This window comes from Phenylobacterium sp. (assembly GCF_036677185.1).
Classification (GTDB): domain Bacteria; phylum Pseudomonadota; class Alphaproteobacteria; order Caulobacterales; family Caulobacteraceae; genus Phenylobacterium.
Map to the genome: position 1 here is coordinate 192,511 of NZ_JAKFEN010000015.1, position 17,485 is coordinate 209,995.

Here is a 17,485-nt window from a genome sequence, read left to right on the forward strand (position 1 = left end):
GGCGGAGGGCGCCGGATGGACCACGACCTGTTGCGCAAGCTGGGCGCCGCCCGCGGCATCGCCGTCGGAGATCCGCCCGCCGTGGGCCGGGCGCGCAACGGCGATCTCGAGCTCTCCTATCTCGACTGGGGCGGCGAGGGCCCCACGGCGATCTTCCTGCACGGCGGATCGCTGAGCGCCCGCACCTGGGACCTGGTCTGCTCGGCGCTCCGGCCGCGCCTGCGCTGCGTGGCCATGGATCTGCGCGGCCATGGGGACAGCGGCTGGGCTGACGACTACCGGATCGCCGCCTCGGTCGGCGACGTCCTGGCCCTGGCGGAACATCTGGGCGTGGCGCGGCCGCATCTGGTGGGCATGTCCCTGGGCGGCTGTGTGGCGGGGCATTCCGCGGCGGCCCTGGGCGGGCGGGTGGCGAGCCTGACCTTCGTCGATGTCGTCGATCACGTGGACTTCGCCGCCAGCGCCAGCCTGCGCGGCTTCATGGGCGCGATCACCAGCACGGCCAGCGTCGAGGAGATGGTCACCAGGGCCCTGGCGGTGAGCCCGCAGACCGATCCCGACCTGATGCTCTACCGCTACCAGGCCCTGATGAAGGCCGGGCCGGACGGCTTCGGGCTACGGCAGGACCGCCGCCGCCCGCCGGACTTCCCGCACATCCTCGGTAAGCTCGCCGACCTGGAAGGCCTGGCTCCAACCGTCGCCTGTCCGGTCTTGGTGGTGCGCGGCGCGCGCAGCCGGATCGTCACCGACGACACCGCCGCGACCTTCGCCAGCCGTTTCCCCGATGGCCGCTGGTGCGTGATCCCGGACGCCGGCCACAACGTCCAGGAAGACAATCCCGTGGCGCTCGCGGAGGCCCTGGCGGATCACATCAGTCGGTCTTGAGCCCCAGCTCGGCGCGAACTTCCTCGGTGTTCTCGCCGAGACGTGGGGCGTGGCGGCGGATGTTGCTGGGCGAGCCGGTGAACTTCACCGGCGGCTTCATGGCGTTGTAGGGGCCCGAATGGGGGTGCTCGTAACGCTCGAAGAAGCCCACGGCCTTGAGGTGCGGATCGTCGGGCAGGTCGTCCAGCCGGGCGGTCTTCACCACCGGGATCGACAGCGGCTTCAGCAGGGCCAGCCACTCGTCGGTGGTCTTGGTCTGAGTGACCTCGCCCACCAGGGCGTAGAGCTCGTGGATGTGCTTGCCCCGGGTCGAATAGTCGGAGAAGCGCGGGTCCTTGCCGAAGGTCTCGGCCATGCCGGCGGCGGCGAAGAACTGGTCCCACTGTTTGTCCGTGTACGGCAGCAGGCCGATGTAGCCGTCCTTGGTCTGGTAGGGCTTGCGGTTGGGATTGGCCACCCGCTGATAGGCCCACTGGCCGGTGGGCGGCTCGAAGGTGTGGTCATAGAGGTGCTCCACCAGGGTGAAGCTGGTGATGCATTCCAGCATCGGCACCTCGATGAACTGGCCCTCGCCGGTGCGTTCGCGGTGCAGCAGGCCCGCGGTGATCGCCTGGGACATGAACAGGCCGGAGACCTTGTCGGCGATGAGGCTGGGCAGGATGCGCGGGGTGGGATTGCCGTCGGTGCGCGGCAGCAGGTCGGCCATTCCCGAGGCGGACTGGATCAGGTCGTCATAGGCCGGCTCCCCGGCATAGGGCCCTTCCGAGCCGTAGCCTGCGGCGTGGACATAGACCACGTCGGGGCGCAGGGCCTTCACGTCCTCATAGGCTAGGCCCAGGCGCTTGAGCCCATCATAGCGGATGGAGGTGGCGAACACGTCGCAGCTCTTGATCAGGGCCTCCAGCAGCGGCCGGGCCTCGGGGTCCTTCATGTCCAACAGGACCGAGCGCTTGTTGCGGTTGATGGTCAGGAAGATGGGGCCAAGGTCGCGCGGAGCGCCCTTCGGCACGTGGCCGGCCCAGCGCATGATATCGCCGCCGTCGCCGCGGCCCGAACCCGGGTCCTCAAGCTTGATCACCTCGGCGCCCTGGTCGCCCAGCATCTGTGTGGCGTAGGCCCCGAACACCACGCTGGTGAGATCCAGGATACGGATTCCCTTGAGAGGGCCCGTCGCGGCGGCCGCCAAGGTCTTAGGTTCCATCAAGCGCCCTCCCGAGGCGTGCCGATCCCGGCCATCATGGCGCAAAGCGAGCGCGCCACACTAGCCTCGCCTGCCCTAGGCGCCGTTACGGGCGCCAACAACAATTTCACATCGCCGCAGGACGGTTCCATATATGTGGAAATCTTCCGGGACCCTCGACACATGACCGCTTCCACAGTGAAATCGGCCCGACGCGTCATAGAAATCATGGAGTATTTCGACCGGGTCCGCCGGCCGCTTTCGCTCAAGGAGATCTGCGATCATCTATCGTATCCGGTATCCAGCGGCGCCACCCTGCTCAAGAGTCTCGTTCTACTTGGATATCTTGAGTACGACCGCCGCAGCCGAACCTATCTCCCGACCATGAGGATCGCCGTTCTTGGCAGCTGGGTCCCGGCCACCCTGTTCGGCGAGATCGACATGCTTCCGATGATGGAGGAGCTGCGCAACCGGACGGGAGAGACGGTGATCCTCGGCACCCAGAGCGATCTCTTCGCCCAGTATGTGCATGTGGTCCATTCGACCGAGCCACTGCACTACACGCCGTCGCCCGGCATCGTTCGGCCCCTGGCGCGCAGCGGCGTCGGCCAGCTGCTGCTGAGCGCGCTGCCGGACGGCGATATCGACCTTCTGATCCGCCGGATCAACATCGCCGAGGACGGCGACCGGATCGCCCTGGCCGAGGTCATGAAGGACATCTCGGCGATACGACGCCAGGGCTATGTCTACACCCGCAACCTGGTCACCGACGGGGTCGGCCTGGTGGCGGTCCTGCTGCCCGTCGCGCCGTTCGGCCGGCGATTCGCCATCGGCCTCGGAGGTCCCGTCGCGCGGCTGGACGCCCGGCTGGACGAACATGTGGAGACCCTACGGGCTGCGGCTCAAACACTGGCTTGACTGCCGTTACGCACGGCGGCGCACATAGAACTCCGAGAGGACGCCATGGACTTCGCACTTTCCGACGAACACCGGATGCTCAAGGAGCTGGTGGCGCGGTTCGTCAAGGACGAGCTCATGCCCCTGGAGGCCGGCGTCCTGGCGCGCGAAGCCTCGGGCGGCGGGCTCGGCATCGGCCCGGCGGAGCACAAGCGGCTGGACGAAGTGTCCCGCTCGCTCGGCCTCTGGGGCCTCGACGCTCCGGAGGACGTGGGCGGGGTCGACCTGCCCGCCGTGGCCATGGTCGGGGTCAATGAGGAGCTGGGCCGCACGGTCACCCCCTACACCCTGCCGCCCGACAGCCCGAACCTGCGCATGCTGATGGCCACGGTGAACGAGCGCCAGCGCGAAGCCTATCTGGCCCCCTATGTACGCGGCGAGACGATCAGCGCCATCGGCATCTCCGAACCCGGGGCCGGGGCCGATCCGGCCGGCATGCTGACCACCGCCGAGCGCGACGGCGAGGACTGGATCCTGCGCGGCCGCAAGATCTGGATCAGCCGGGCCGAGGACGCCGACTTCACCATCGTCATGGCGGTGAGCAACAAGGAAAAGGGCGCCCGCGGCGGCATGAGCGCCTTCCTGGTCGACAAGGGGACACCGGGCTTCAACGTCCTGCGCAGGATCCCGATGATCGGCGGGGCGGCGACCTATGAGATCGCGCTCGACGACTGCCGGGTCGAGGGCTGGAAGCTGCTGGGCCAGGAGGGGAACGGCTTCGCGCCGATGCAGCTCCGGCTGGGCACCCGGCGGATCGAGATGGCGTCGTGGTCGATCGGCATGGCCCAGCGCGCCCTGGACATGATCTGCGAATATGCCCCGCAGCGGAAGACCTTCGGCCTGCCGCTGTCGGAGCGCCAGGCGATCCAGTTCTGGGTGGCCGACGCCGCCACCCGCATCCACGCCGCGCGGCTGATGACCTATGACTGCGCCTGGAAGCTGGACCAGGGCCGCGACGTCCGCCAGGAGATCTCGATGATCAAGGCCTACGCCACCGAGATGGCGTGGGAGGTGGTCGACCGGGCCATGCAGACCTTCGGGGCCATGGGCATGACCAAGGAACTGCCGCTGCAACTGATGGCCGCCAAGCTGCGGACCATGCGAATCTACGACGGCCCCACCGAAGTCCACAAATGGGTGGTGGCCCGCAACCTGTTGGGGACCAGACGATGAAGACCGCTTACGGCGACAGCCTGACCGTGACCACCGAAGGCCATGTGGCCACGGTCACCATCGACCGGCCGCCTTACAACCACGTCTCGGTGGGGCTGATGCGCGACCTGGCCGACGCCCTGGAGGACGCCGACCGCGACAACAACATCCGCGCCATCGTGCTGGCCTCGGCCGGCAAGGCCTTCTGCGCCGGCGCCGACCTGGTCTCGTCCGACGGCATCGCCAACAACGGCATGGGCGGGATCAGCGCCCTCTATGACCAGGCGGTGCGGCTGTTCTCGGTGGAGACCCCGATCGTCGCCGCGGTGCAGGGCGCCGCAGTCGGCGCAGGCCTGGGCCTGGCCCTGGTGGCCGACTTCCGGGTGGCCGCGCCGGAGGCCAAGTTCTCCGCCAATTTCGTCAAGCTGGGCTTCCATCCGGGCTTCGGCCTGACCCACACCCTGCCCCGGCTGGTCGGCGAGCAGCGTGCGAGCCTGATGTTCCTCACCGGCCGCCGTGTGCCCGCCGAGGAGGGCCTGGCCTGGGGCCTGGTGGACGAGGTGGTTCCACAGGAGCGCCTGCTGGCCGCCGCCCAGCGCCTGGCCGGGGAGATCGCCGAGAACGCGCCGCTGGCGGTGATCGCCACTCGCAAGACCCTGCGCGGAGAACTGGCCGCCGCAGTCCGCGCCCGGACCAATCACGAACACGCCGAGCAGACTATCCTGCGGGCCACCGAGGACTTCGCCGAAGGGGTTCGAGCGGTGCAGGAACGCCGGGCGGGGAACTTCCAGGGTCGATAACGGTCCTGAAGCCGCTCGACAAGGCGCTCTAAGTGACCGCAACCGGCGTCTTGCCGAGCTGGGAGGCTGCCTTGGCCAGGGCGGTGATGCGGCCCCAGTCGCCGGCCAGGACCGCGGCCCGGGGCGCGACCCAGCTACCGCCCACGCAGATCACGTTGGGCTGGGCCAGGTAGTCCGGGGCGTTGTTCAGGTCGACCCCGCCGGTCGGGCAGAAGGTCGCCTGCGGGAAGGGGCTGGCGAAGGCCTTCAAGGCGCCCACGCCACCGACGATATTGGCCGGGAAGAGCTTGAAGTGGGTGAAGCCGGCCCGCAGGCCCCACATCAGCTCGGTGGCCGTGGCGATGCCCGGCAGCAGCGGCAGGGGGCCGTCGGCGCCCTCGCCCTCGATCAACCCGGGGCTGACCCCGAACCGGGCGCCGTTGTCGGCCGCGGCCTGGCGCATCGCGGCCGTGGTCACGGTGCCGACTCCGACAACGGCCTCGGGGACCTCGCCGGCGATACGCCGCACGCAGTCCAGGGCCACCGGGGTGCGCAGGGTGACCTCCAGGGCGTAGAGCCCGCCCGCCACCAGGGCCTTGGCGAGGGGCACGGCGTGCGCCTCCTCCTCGATGATCAGGACCGGCACCACGGGCGCCAACTTCAGGATCTCGGCGAGGGTCAAAGGCGGTTTCCTTCCAGTTGTTCCAGGACGCGAGCCGCCCCGACCAAGGCCGCATAGGGATGCACGATCAACGAGGTCGGGATATCGCGGGTATAGTCCGAAAGCCGGCCCTTGTCCTCGAACCGGCGGCGGAAACCGCCCGAGGCCAGGCGATCGGCCATGCGCGGGGCGATGCCGCCCGAGACATAGACCCCGCCGCGCGCGCCGCAGGTGAGCGCTAGGTCCCCGGCCACCGAGCCGAGGATCTCACAGAAGCGGTCCAGGGTCTCCTCGGCCAGCAGGTCGCCGCCCGACTGGCCGGCGGCCAGCACGGCCTTCTCGTCCCGCAGATCGGCGGCCACGCCACGCACGTCGGCCAGGCCGCGATAGAGGGCATGGAGCCCCGGGCCCGACAGGATGCGCTCGATGGAGACCCGCCCGTGGGTGCGGCGCAGGCTGGCCCAGATGGCGGCCTCGATCCCGTCATAGGGGGCGAAGCCGGCGTGCCCGCCCTCGCTGGAGATCGGGATGTCGCCGCGCTCGGTGCGCACCACCATGGAGACACCGAAGCCGGTGCCGGCCCCCAGCACCACCACCGGCGCGCCCTCCGCGCCCTTCAGCGCCGGGCCGATCACCCGCAGATCGTCGGCGTCCATCACCGGGGCGGCCAGGGCCTGGGCGGCGAAGTCGTTGATCAGCTTGGCGGCATGGAACTCGAAGGTCCCGATCAGCTCGCCCTCCGAGACCCGCCAGTCGAGGTTGGTGAACTCGATCTCGCCGTCGACCACGGGTCCGGCCACGGCCAGCACCGCCTTGTCGGGCCGCTGGCGACCGGCGGTGGTCTCCAGATATTCGGCGATCACCTCGCTGAGGGCGCCGTACTCCGCCGCCGGATAGGTCTTCGGATTGCGAATGCGGCCGGTGTTGTCGACCAGGGCCAGGCGGGCGTTGGTGCCGCCGACATCGCCGACCAGGCCGGTATAGACGGTCTTCACGCGGCGTCTCCGAACAGGGCGCAGGCGCCGGCCTCGGCGGGGCCTGCGGCCCGGCGCATCCAGCCGAACAGCTCGCGGCCATAGCCGAATCCGGCGGGCGGGGTGGGCGCGGCGGCGCGGGCCGAGAGCTCCGGCGGATCGACCAGGATCTCAAGTTCGCCGGTGTGGCCGTTTAGCCGGATGACGTCGCCGTCCCGCACATTGGCCAGCACGCCGCCCATCGCGGCCTCGGGGGTCACGTGGATGGCGGCCGGCACCTTGCCCGAGGCGCCCGACATCCGCCCGTCGGTGACCAGGGCCACCTTGAAGCCCTTGTCCTGCAGCACGCCCAGCACCGGGGTCAGGCTGTGCAGTTCCGGCATGCCGTTGGCGCGCGGGCCCTGGAAGCGGACCACGGCGATGAAATCGCGATTGAGCTCGCCGCGTTTGTGGGCGGCCAGCAGATCGTCCTGGTCGTCGAACACCAGGGCCGGCGCCTCGACCACCAGGTTTTCGGGCTTGACCGCCGAGGTCTTGATGACCGCCCGGCCGAGCCCCCCCTTCAGCAGGCGTAGGCCGCCCTCCGGCTGGAAGGGGTCAGAGACCGGGCGCAGGATGTCGGGGTTCAGGCTCTGGGCGGTCCCGTCGCGCCAGACCAGTTCACCATGCTCCAGGAAGGGTTCCTGCTGGTAGCGGCGCAGGCCGGGCCCGGCGACGGTGGCCACATCGTCATGCGCCAGGCCGGCGTCCAGCAGTTCGCGCACCACGAAGGCCATGCCGCCGGCGGCGTGGAAGGCGTTCACGTCCTCGCTGCCGTTCGGATAGACCCGCGCCAGCAGCGGTGTCACAGCCGAGAGCTCGTCGAAGTCCGACCAGTCGATCAGCACGCCCGCGGCCCGAGCCATGGCGACCAGATGCAGGGTGTGGTTGGTCGAGCCGCCGGTGGCCAGCAAGCCCGCCAGGGCGTTGACGATGGCCTTGGCGTCCACCACCGCGGCCATCGGCGTGTAGGCGTTGGTCCCCTGGGCGATCTCGACGGCGCGCTTGGGAGCGTAGGCCACCAGGGCGTCGCGCAGGGGCGTGTTGGGATGGATGAAGGCCGAACCCGGCAGGTGCAGGCCCATCATCTCCATCATCATCTGGTTGGAGTTGGCCGTGCCATAGAAGGTGCAGGTGCCCGGTCCGTGGTAGGACTTCATCTCGACCTCGAGCAGCTCGTCGCGGGTGGCCTTGCCCTCGGCGAACAGGCCGCGCACACGGGCCTTCTCGGCGTTCGAGAGGCCGCTGCTCATGGGTCCGCCGGGCACGAAGATCACCGGCAGGTGGCCGAAGGCCAGGGCGCCGATGGTCAGGCCGGGCACGATCTTGTCGCAGATGCCCAGCAGCAGGGCGGCGTCGAAGGCGTCGTGGGTCAGGGCGACGGCCGTCGACATGGCGATGACGTCGCGGGAGAACAGCGACAGCTCCATCCCGGGGCGGCCTTGCGTCACCCCATCGCACATGGCGGGCACCCCGCCGGCGAACTGGGCCGTGGCGCCCACCTCCTCCGCCCCGGCCTTGATCAGAGCGGGGAAGCGCTCCATCGGCTGGTGGGCCGAGAGCATGTCATTATAGGCCGAGACGATGGCCACGTTGGGCGCGGTGGGGTTGCGCATCCGCTGCTTGTCCTCGTCCGGCGAGGCGGCGAAGGCGTGGGCCCAGTTCGCGCAGGAGAGCTTGGCGCGGCCGGGGCCCTGGTGACGGGCGGCCTCCATGCGGGCCAGATAGTCGGCGCGCGCTTCGCGGCTGCGCTCGATGATGCGTTCGGTGACGGCGGCGGTGACGGGATGGAGGGACATGGGGGCTCTCGAACTCACGGCGTCCAGAGGATGCGCATCGGCGCTTTAGCCTGTTCCAGCAGGGCGTGCACGGGAAGACCGGCGCCGTCCTCGACGATCGCCCGCTTCGTCTCGCCCGAGATCAGGATCAGGGTCGCACGCGCGCGCAGCAGGGCGGGCATCGTCATGGTGATCCGCGCCACCGGCGGCGAGCCGACTCCGGCCGGAACCCCCAGCAGCAGGCGGTCCCCGGCCGGATCCATGCCGGCCTCGAGCACCGGGCTGCCGGGGATCAGCGAGGCCACGTGGCCGTCCTCGCCCATGCCCAGCAGCAGCACGTCGTAGGAGCCCAGGGCCACGATCTCGGGCTCGGCCAGGTCGGCCGCGGCCTGGGGGCTGTCGGCCGGCCGCGAGAGCGACACGAAGCGCGCCGCGGCGGCGGCCTCGACCAGCAGCCGCTCGCGCACCAGGCGTTCGTTGGAGTCCGGCGAGGTCGAGGGCACGAAACGGTCGTCCGACAAGGTGACGGCCACCCGGCTCCAATCCAGCCGCGACCGGCAGAGTTGGTCATAGACCGGGGCGGGCGAACGGCCGCCGGTGGCCACCAGGCTGGCGCCGCCGCGGTGGTCGATGGCCGAGATCAGGGCCGCATGGCAGGCGGCGGTCGCGGCGGCGGCGAGGGCGGCGGAAGTCGGGAAGGTCTCGATCATGCTCCGCCCTTAACGCCTGTGGGCGACAAACGCCGCCGCAATTCGCCTGTCGGGCGAGAATTCGGCGCCGCAATGCGGAACAATCCCCCCAGGTTGGGAGCTATGCCTATGGCCCGCCTCCAAACCGCGCGGCCTGTTGAGGGGGCTTGCCCACATCGCCAGGAGCACACCATGAGGATCGCTCAGGTTCCGCCGCTCTATGAGGCCGTCCCGCCGAAGTTCTATGGCGGCACGGAGCGGGTGGTGGCGCACCTGACCGACGCCCTGGTGGAGCTGGGTCACGAGGTCACCCTGTTCGCCAGCGCCGAGGCCCAGACCAAGGCGCGGCTGGTGTCGGTCCGCGACCAGGCGATCCGCCTGGACCCGGCGACCCTGAAGTCGGACCTCGCCGCCCACATCACCCAGCTCACCGAAGTGCGCCGGCGCGCGGCGGAGTTCGACGTCATCCACTTCCACACCGACATGATGCACTTCCCGTTCTTCGAGGCCACGCCAGGCAAGACGCTCACCACCCTGCACGGTCGCCTGGACCTGAAGGACCTGCCCGACGTCTACCGGCGCTGGCGGCAGTTCCCACTGGTCTCGATCTCCGACGACCAGAGGCGGCCGATCCCCTTCGCCAACTGGGCGGGTACGGTTCACCACGGCATGAGCGCCGAACTCTACCAGCCGAGCTACGAGCCCGGCGACTACCTGGCCTTCCTCGGACGGATCTCCCCGGAAAAACGTCCCGATCGCGCCATCGCCATCGCCAAGCGGCTGGGCATGCGCCTGAAGATCGCCGCCAAGGTCGACGCCGCCGACCTGCGCTACTACCAGGAAAAGATCGAGCCGCTGATCCTGTCCGAGCCCCTGGTCGAATACATCGGCGAGATCGGCGACGCGGAGAAGTCGGCCTTCCTGGGCGGGGCCGCGGCCCTGCTGTTCCCCATCGACTGGCCAGAACCCTTCGGCCTGGTGATGATCGAGGCCATGGCCTGCGGGACGCCGGTGGTGGCCTATGCCTGCGGCTCGGTGCCCGAGGTGATCGAGGACGGAGTCACCGGCTACATCGTCCATGACGAGGATCAGGCCGTGACGGCGGTGACGCGCGCCATGGGCTTGAACCGCCGCGAGGTGAGGCGCAGATTCGAGCATCGGTTCTCGGCGACGGCCATGGCCCGGCGGTATCTCGATCTCTATGCGGACGCCAGGACCTCCGCTCCGCCGAACGTCGCGCCGGAGCGAAATTCGATCCGCTTGGATCGAATTTCGCTGAGTCTTTGAGCTTGACCATTTTCTTCGACGAACCGGTGGCCACTTCGTCGGAAAATGGTCGGAACGCGAACGGCTGAGGACAGAGGCATATGGACGACCTCGCGCCGGCCCCGGACGCGCCCGTCGAGCACGGCGAAACCCGCGAGCCCCGCGTCCCGCACCGGATGTTCGCGCTGAAGGACAAGGACACCTTCGTGGTGTGCGACGCCTTTGGCGACATCCTGGGCGCCGGCGACGGCCTGTTCCACAACGACACCCGCATCCTGTCGCGGTTCCGGCTGCTGCTGGCCGGGCAGCCGCCGTCCCTGCTGTCGGCGGCGATCGCCCAGGACAACGTCTTCTTCACCTCCAACGGCGCCAACCAGGCCCTGCCCTATCCCGGCGGTCCCATGGGTCCGCCGGGCGTGCTGCACGTGGAGCGCAAGCGGTTCCTGTGGGCGGAGCGGCTGTACGAACGGATCAGTTGCTTCAACTACAGCCGCGACGTCGTGCTGCTGCCCCTGTCGCTGGAGTTCGGCGCGGACTTCCACGACATGTTCGAGGTGCGCGGCATGAAACGCCCCAAGCGGGGCTACCAGCGGGCGGCCGAGGTGGACGGCCGCTCGGTGCGCTACCGCTACGAGGGGCTGGACGCCGTCGAGCGGACCAGCGTCATCACCTTCTCCGACCCGCCCGGGCGGCTGGGACCGCACCGGGCCGACTACATGTACTCCCTCCAGCCTGAGGGCCGGCTGGAGCTCTATCTGGAGATCGGATCGGACGGCGGCCATATCCCCAGCAAGGAGCGCTTCCGCGACGCCGCGGCCCGCGCGCGCTGGGACATGCGAGCCCGGCGGCGGCACGGGGCGCGGCTGCGGACCTCCGGGCGACTGTTCAACGAGTGGCTGGAGAAGTCCAAGGCCGACCTCGCCCTGCTCACCACGCGCATGGAGACCGGTCCCTATCCCTATGCCGGCATCCCCTGGTTCTCGACCGCCTTCGGTCGCGACGCGATCATCACCGCCTGGCAGATCCTGTGGTTCGAGCCCGGCCTGGCCAAGGGGGTGCTGACCTACCTCGCCGCCCACCAGGCCGAGGAAGTCTCCTCGTTCCGCGACTCCGCCCCGGGCAAGATCATGCACGAAACCCGCAAGGGCGAGATGCCGGCCTTGGGCGAGGTGCCATTCGGCCGCTATTACGGCGGGGTCGACACCACGCCGCTGTTCGTGGCCCTGGCCGGCGCCTATGCCGAGCGCACCGGCGACTTCGCCCTGATCGACGATCTGTGGCCGGCCCTGAAGGCGGCGACCGCCTGGATGGAGCACTATGGCGACACCAACGCCGACGGGCTGATCGACTACAAGCGCGGCCAGGACTCCGGCCTCTCCAACCAAGGCTGGAAGGATTCGGAGGACAGCGTCTTCCACAAGGACGGCCGGTTTCCCGACGGTCCGATCGCCCTGGTGGAGGTGCAGGGCTACGCCTTCAGCGCCTTCCGGACCATGGCCGGCTTCGCCCGCCGCAAGGACGACATCCCGAGCGCCGAGCGCTGGGCGGCCCGCGCCGAGCAGATCCGCGAGGCGGTCGAGCGGCTGTTCTGGATGGAGGACCAGGGCTATTATGGCATCGCCATCGACGGCGAGGGCGCGCTCTGCGAGGTGCTGTCCTCCAACCCCGGCCACCTGCTGTTCTCCGGCCTGCCGTCCCCCGACCGGGCGCGCCGGGTGACCAAGCGGATCCTGTCGGCGGCGTTCGATTCCGGCTGGGGGGTGCGGACGCTCGGCACCGGCCAGCCGCGCTTCAACCCGATGAGCTATCACAACGGATCGGTCTGGCCGCACGACACCGCGCTCTGCGCCATGGGGCTGTCGCTCTACGGCGAGCGCGAGGGGGTGGTGTCCCTGACCTCGAGCCTGTTCGAAACGGCCGCCAACTACGAGATGCGCCTGCCCGAGCTGTTCTGCGGCTTCCCACGCATGGCCGGCGAGCCGCCGGTGGCCTACCCCGTGGCCTGCCTGCCCCAGGCCTGGGCGGCGGGTTCGGTGTTCATGATGGTCCAGGCGTGTCTGGGCATCCACATCGACGGCGCCAAGGGCGAGGTCGATGTCCGCGACCCGCACCTGCCGATCGGCATCGATCGGTTCTGGATCGAGGGCCTTAGGGTCGGCGACGCCAGGATCGATCTGGGCTTCGAGCGCGTCGGCCCTCGCATCGAGGTCCACGCCCGCGGCGGCGCGGGCGTGCCCGTCAGGGTGCGCTAGCGGCGCGGGGTATGGGCGAGCCGCAGGATATTGGCCGCGCCGGGCGAGCCCATGGGCAGGCCCGCCAGGATCAGCACCCGCTGGCCCGGGCCGGCCAGGCCCATCGCCACGGCCTGCTCCACCGCCGCCTTGGTGAGATCCTCGGGATCAAGGATCGACTCGGTCACCTTGGACTCCACGCCCCAGACCAGGGCCAGCTTGCGCGCCGCCGCCACGTACGGGGTCAAGGCCAGGATCGGCTGCAGCGGCCGTTCGCGCGCCATCCTGAGCGCAGTCTGGCCGGTTGTGGTGAAGGTGACCAGGCAGGCGGTGGAGGCGGCCTCCGCGGCGCGGCGGGCGGCGGCCACCAGGGCGTCGGCGTCGGCGTCCTCCACCGGATACTCGGCCCGCATCAGCTCGCTCCAGCGCGGGTCATGCTCCACCCGGGTCAGGATGCGGTCCATGATGGTCACGGCTTCCACCGGATAGTCGCCCACCGCGCTCTCGGCCGAGAGCATGACCGCGTCGGCGCCCTCATAGACCGCGCCGGCCACGTCGGAGGCCTCGGCGCGCGTTGGCGTCGGCGAGTGGATCATCGATTCCAGCATCTGGGTGGCCACGATCACCGGGATGCCGCGGGTGCGCGCCGCCCGGATCAGGGCCTTCTGCACCACCGGCACGTCCTCGGGATTGAGCTCCACCCCCAGGTCGCCGCGGGCCACCATCACCGCCTGGCAGAGGTCGAGGATCTCATCGAGGGCCTCCAGCGCGGCGGGCTTTTCGATCTTGGCCAGCACGCTGGCGCGGCCCTGGACGATCTGGCGCAACTCGGCCATGTCGGAGGCTCGCTGGACGAAGGAGAGCGCCACCCAGTCAACGCCCTCATTGAGCGCGAAGGCGAGGTCCTCGCGGTCCTTGGGGGTCAGGGCCGGGATCGGGATGGCCAGGCCCGGCAGGTTGAGGCCCTTGTGGTCGGAAAGGCTGTCGCCCGAGACCACCACCGTATCGGCGAAGTCGCGCCCGCAGCGGCGGACCTTCAGCCGCACCTTGCCGTCATCCAGCAGGATGTCGGCGTCCGGCCGCAGGGCGGCGAACACCTCGGCCAGGGGCACGCCCACGCGGCTGGCGTCGCCGGGGACGTCGGACAGATCGAGGCGGAAGTCCTGGCCGGGCTTCAGCCGCACCGTCCTGTCCGCGAACTCGCCCAGGCGGATCTTCGGGCCTTGCAAATCGGCCAGCACCGCCAGCGGCCGGCCGACCACGGCCTCGGCCGCGCGGACGTCGGCGATGGTCCGGGCGTGGTCGCCATGGGCGCCGTGGCTGAAATTGACCCGGAACACATCGGCGCCGGCGCGGGCGAGTTCGGCGATCTTCGCCACCCCCCGACTGGCGGGGCCGAGGGTCGCGACAATGCGGGCTCGGCGGTCGCGGATCATCCTAGGCTCCTTGGGGATGGTAACCGGTGTCATGACGCACAGGTAGCACGAGACGATTCGGATCGCAGACTATCAAACCACGCACGCATGGTGTCTCCCTTGAACCGTTCATGCCGCTCGCGGATTCCTGACCAATGACCCAGACCCTCGACCTGTTCCCTATCGGCAACTGCGCGGCAAGCGCCTTGATCGACCGCGCCGGGCGGTTCGTCTGGGCCTGCGCGCCGCGGGTCGACGGGGATCCGATGTTCTCGGCCCTGCTGGGCGGGCGCGATCCTGACGAGGACCCCGAGGCCCAGGGACTCTGGGCGGTGGAGCTGGAGCACCAGGCCAGCGTCCGCCAGAGCTACCTGCGCAACACCCCGATCCTCTCGACCGAGATCACCGACAAGTCGGGCGCCGTGGTCCAGGTGATCGACTTCTGCCCGCGCTATCGCCAGTTCGGACGGGTCTACCGGCCGATGGCCTTCATCCGCATCGTGCGGCCGCTGACCGGCACGGCCAGTATCCGGGTGCGCCTGCGTCCGACGGTCAACTGGGGCCAGACGCCGCTCGCGCGGACCTCCGGCTCCAACCACATCCGCTATGTGGGCGGGGAGATGACCCTGCGGATGACCACCGACGCCCCGGTGGGGCATATCGAACACGAGCGGCTGTTTCGGCTGGAAGAGCCGATCGCCATGTTCCTCGGCCCCGACGAGGGCTTCGATTCCGACCTCGCCACCACCGCCGAGCGGATGCTGAAGGAGACCACCGACTATTGGCGCGGCTGGGTGCGGACGCTCTCGGTGCCGCTGGAGTGGCAGGAGGCGGTGATCCGCGCGGCGATCACGCTGAAGCTCTGCGCCCACGAGGAGACCGGCGCCATCGTCGCGGCCCTGACCACCTCGATCCCCGAGCACCCGCCCCATGACGGCCAGCAGGGCCGCAACTGGGACTACCGCTACTGCTGGCTGCGGGACGCCTATTACGTGGTCCAGGCCCTGAACCGGCTGGGCGCCGCCGACATGCTGGAGAACTATCTCGGCTACCTGCGCAACATCGTCGACCGCTCCAAGGGCGGCCACGTCCAGCCGCTCTACGGCGTGGGGCTGGAGCCTTCTCTTACCGAGCGTTTCGCCGAGCACCTGCCGGGCTATCGCGGCATGGGCCCGGTGCGGCTGGGCAACCAGGCGCACGAACACCTGCAGCATGACGTCTACGGACAGATCGTGCTCTCCACGGTGCAGGCCTTCTTCGACGAGCGGCTGTTCCGGCCGGCCACGGTCGACGATTTCTGCAGCCTGGAGCCGGTGGGCGACCGGGCCTTCGAACTGCACGACAAGCCCGACGCCAGCCTCTGGGAGTTCCGCGGCCGCGAGGCGGTGCACACCTATTCGGCGGTGATGTGCTGGGCGGCCTGCGACCGGCTGGGCAACGCGGCGGCCAAGCTCGGCTTGCTGGAACGGGCCGATTTCTGGAACGAACGGGCCGCCAAGGTGCGCCTGACCATCGAGACCCGCGCCTGGAACGCCGAGCTCGGCCGGTTCGCCGCGACCTTCGGCGGCGACGAGCTGGACGCCAGCCTGCTGCAACTGGTCGATGTCCGCTTCGTCAGCCCCGACGACCCGCGCATGGCCGCCACCATAGCGGCGGTGGAGACGGGTCTGCGCCGGGGGTCCTTCATGCTGCGCTACGCCCAACCCGACGACTTCGGCGAACCCAAGACCGCCTTCAACATCTGCACTTTCTGGCTCATCGAGGTGTTGCATCTGTCGGGCCGCGCGGCCGAGGCCCGCGCGCTGTTCACCGAGATGCTGGGCCGCCGCACGGCGGCGGGGCTGCTGTCGGAGGACATCGCCTTCGACGGCGGCGAGCTGTGGGGCAACTATCCGCAGACCTATTCCCTGGTGGGGCTGATCAACTGCGCGACCATGCTGTCGAAACCCTGGGCCTCGGTGCGATGAATCCTTTTCGCGCACCGGGCTCGCGGGCGGCTCAATCGTACCAGGCCCGCTCCGAGCGCTCGATCAGAGCGAAGGCGCCCGAGGGGCCCCAGGATCCGGCCGCATAGGGCTTCGGCGCCATGCCGGATTCCCGCCAGGCGTCGGCCACGCCGTCGATCCATTCCCAGGCCCGCTCCACCTCGTCGCGGCGGACGAACAGCGTGCGGTTGCCGGCGATCACGTCCAGGATCAACCGCTCATAGGCGATGCGGCGGCGGGCGTTGGGGCCGGAATAGGCCTTGGCCAGGGACAGCGAGAGCGGCAGGGACTGCAGCCGCATGCCGCCCTCCGAGAGGCCCGGCGCCTTGTTCATCATCAGCAGTTCGATGTCCTCGTCGGGCTGCAGGTCGATGACCAGCCGGTTGGCCTGCAGGTCGGCCTCGGCCGCGGCGTCGAAGATCGAATGCGGCACCGCCTTGAACTGGATGGCGATCTGGGTGCGTCGCTCGGGGAGCCGCTTTCCGGTGCGCAGGAAGAACGGCACCCCGGCCCAGCGCCAGTTGTCGATATCGGCCCGCAGGGCGACGAAGGTGTCGGTCTCCGACGGCTGGCCGCGCTCGGTCGCGTAGCCCGCGGCGCTCTCGCCGCCCACCACCCCGGCCGTGTACTGGCCGCGCACGCTGACCGCCTGGACGTCGGCGCGGGTCACCGGGCGCAGGGAGCGCAGCACCTTGACCTTCTCGTCGCGGACCGAGTCCGGCTCCATGTCCGACGGCGGCTCCATGGCCACCAGGCACAGGAGCTGCAGCATGTGGTTCTGCACCATGTCGCGCAGGGCGCCGTACTCGTCGTAATAGGGCCAGCGATCGCCCACGCCTTCCGTCTCGGCCACGGTGATCTGCACGTGGTCGATGGTCAGGTTGTTCCATAGCGGCTCGAACAGGACATTGGCGAAGCGCAGGGCCAGCAGGTTCTGCACCGTCTCCTTGCCGAGATAGTGGTCGATCCGGAAGATGCTCTCCTCGGCGAAGACCTGGGCCACCGCGCCGTTGATCACCTTGGAGCTGGCCAGGTCGCGGCCGATGGGCTTTTCCAGCACGATACGGGTCTGGGGCGTGGCCAGGCCCGCGGCCGCCAGGGCGGCGCAGACGCGACCATAGATGCTGGGCGAAACGGCCAGATAGAAGATCGGGGTCTTGGCCGGGCCGATGACGGCCTTCAGCTCCGCGGCGCCGTCCGGGGTGGTGGCGTCGGCGCCCACATAGTCCAGCCGAGCCTCGAACCGGGCCCAGACCTTGTCATCGAGTCCCGAGGGGCCCGCGCGGTCGCCCACCGCCTCCTTGACCAAGGCCTTGAAGGCCTCGGGGCTCATTTCGGCGCGCGCGGTGGCGATGACCCGGAAGCCTTCGGCGAGGAATCCGTCGGCGTCCAGGAAGTACAACGACGGGAACAGCATCTTCTGGGCGAGGTCGCCCGTGCCGCCGAACAGGACGATCACATCGGCGAGAGGCTGCTCGGCCATCGAAGTCACCT

At 69.7% G+C, this 17,485-nt stretch carries 14 protein-coding genes; 7 read left to right on the forward strand and 7 right to left on the reverse strand.

The window, feature by feature from the left end; translation table 11 throughout:
• Positions 1-15 precede the first annotated feature (15 nt).
• On the forward strand, positions 16-885 hold the full coding sequence (locus V6M51_RS06405; RefSeq protein WP_332765626.1) for an alpha/beta fold hydrolase: 870 nt from the start codon (positions 16-18) through the stop codon (positions 883-885).
• Here V6M51_RS06405 and V6M51_RS06410 read toward each other — a convergent pair.
• Positions 872-2,086 (reverse strand): CaiB/BaiF CoA transferase family protein, encoded by a 1,215-nt coding sequence (locus tag V6M51_RS06410; RefSeq protein ID WP_332765628.1) that lies wholly within the window; start codon positions 2,084-2,086, stop codon positions 872-874. The genes V6M51_RS06405 and V6M51_RS06410 overlap by 14 nt on opposite strands.
• A 162-nt stretch (positions 2,087-2,248) precedes the next feature.
• Here V6M51_RS06410 and V6M51_RS06415 point away from each other — a divergent pair, with 162 nt between their 5' ends.
• Genes V6M51_RS06415 through V6M51_RS06425 form a run of 3 tightly spaced genes read left to right on the forward strand, consistent with a single transcriptional unit; the run spans position 2,249 to position 4,974 of the window.
• Positions 2,249-2,983 (forward strand): IclR family transcriptional regulator, encoded by a 735-nt coding sequence (locus V6M51_RS06415; RefSeq protein WP_332765630.1) that lies wholly within the window; start codon positions 2,249-2,251, stop codon positions 2,981-2,983.
• A 45-nt stretch (positions 2,984-3,028) separates the two neighbouring features.
• Positions 3,029-4,195, forward strand: a complete 1,167-nt coding sequence (locus V6M51_RS06420) for an acyl-CoA dehydrogenase family protein (RefSeq protein WP_332765632.1) — start codon at positions 3,029-3,031, stop codon at positions 4,193-4,195.
• Positions 4,192-4,974, forward strand: a complete 783-nt coding sequence (locus tag V6M51_RS06425; protein ID WP_332765633.1) for an enoyl-CoA hydratase/isomerase family protein — start codon at positions 4,192-4,194, stop codon at positions 4,972-4,974. The genes V6M51_RS06420 and V6M51_RS06425 overlap by 4 nt, the downstream gene beginning before the upstream one ends.
• 28 nt (positions 4,975-5,002) lie before the next feature.
• Here V6M51_RS06425 and eda read toward each other — a convergent pair whose 3' ends face one another.
• Genes eda through pgl form a run of 4 tightly spaced genes read right to left on the reverse strand, consistent with a single transcriptional unit; the run spans position 5,003 to position 9,115 of the window.
• Complete coding sequence (gene eda / locus V6M51_RS06430) at positions 5,003-5,635, reverse strand: bifunctional 4-hydroxy-2-oxoglutarate aldolase/2-dehydro-3-deoxy-phosphogluconate aldolase (protein WP_332765635.1); 633 nt, start codon at positions 5,633-5,635, stop codon at positions 5,003-5,005.
• Positions 5,632-6,609: a glucokinase gene (gene glk / locus V6M51_RS06435; protein WP_332765637.1), complete on the reverse strand. Its 978-nt coding sequence runs from the start codon at positions 6,607-6,609 to the stop codon at positions 5,632-5,634. The genes eda and glk overlap by 4 nt, the downstream gene beginning before the upstream one ends.
• Positions 6,606-8,426, reverse strand: coding sequence for a phosphogluconate dehydratase (edd, locus tag V6M51_RS06440; protein ID WP_332765638.1), 1,821 nt, complete (start codon positions 8,424-8,426; stop codon positions 6,606-6,608). The genes glk and edd overlap by 4 nt, the downstream gene beginning before the upstream one ends.
• A 14-nt stretch (positions 8,427-8,440) precedes the next feature.
• Entirely contained in the window at positions 8,441-9,115 is a 675-nt protein-coding gene (gene pgl, locus V6M51_RS06445) for a 6-phosphogluconolactonase (protein ID WP_332765640.1), read from the reverse strand.
• A 171-nt stretch (positions 9,116-9,286) separates the two neighbouring features.
• Here pgl and V6M51_RS06450 point away from each other — a divergent pair, with 171 nt between their 5' ends.
• On the forward strand, positions 9,287-10,381 hold the full coding sequence (locus V6M51_RS06450; RefSeq protein WP_332765642.1) for a glycosyltransferase family 4 protein: 1,095 nt from the start codon (positions 9,287-9,289) through the stop codon (positions 10,379-10,381).
• 80 nt (positions 10,382-10,461) lie between these two features.
• Entirely contained in the window at positions 10,462-12,612 is a 2,151-nt protein-coding gene (locus V6M51_RS06455; RefSeq protein WP_332765644.1) for an amylo-alpha-1,6-glucosidase, read from the forward strand.
• On the opposite strand, the gene pyk is transcribed toward V6M51_RS06455, so the two are convergent.
• Positions 12,609-14,027 carry a pyruvate kinase gene (gene pyk, locus V6M51_RS06460; RefSeq protein ID WP_332765646.1) on the reverse strand — a complete coding sequence of 473 codons (1,419 nt, stop codon included), beginning with the start codon at positions 14,025-14,027 and terminating at the stop codon, positions 12,609-12,611. The genes V6M51_RS06455 and pyk overlap by 4 nt on opposite strands.
• A gap of 134 nt (positions 14,028-14,161) precedes the next feature.
• On the opposite strand from pyk, the gene V6M51_RS06465 reads away from it, so the two are divergent.
• Positions 14,162-15,973, forward strand: a complete 1,812-nt coding sequence (locus V6M51_RS06465; RefSeq protein ID WP_332765648.1) for a glycoside hydrolase family 15 protein — start codon at positions 14,162-14,164, stop codon at positions 15,971-15,973.
• 31 nt (positions 15,974-16,004) lie between these two features.
• On the opposite strand, the gene zwf is transcribed toward V6M51_RS06465, so the two are convergent.
• The gene (gene zwf, locus V6M51_RS06470; protein WP_332765649.1) at positions 16,005-17,474 is read right to left on the reverse strand and encodes a glucose-6-phosphate dehydrogenase; all 1,470 of its coding nucleotides are present in this window, start codon (positions 17,472-17,474) and stop codon (positions 16,005-16,007) included.
• Positions 17,475-17,485: the final 11 nt, after the last annotated feature.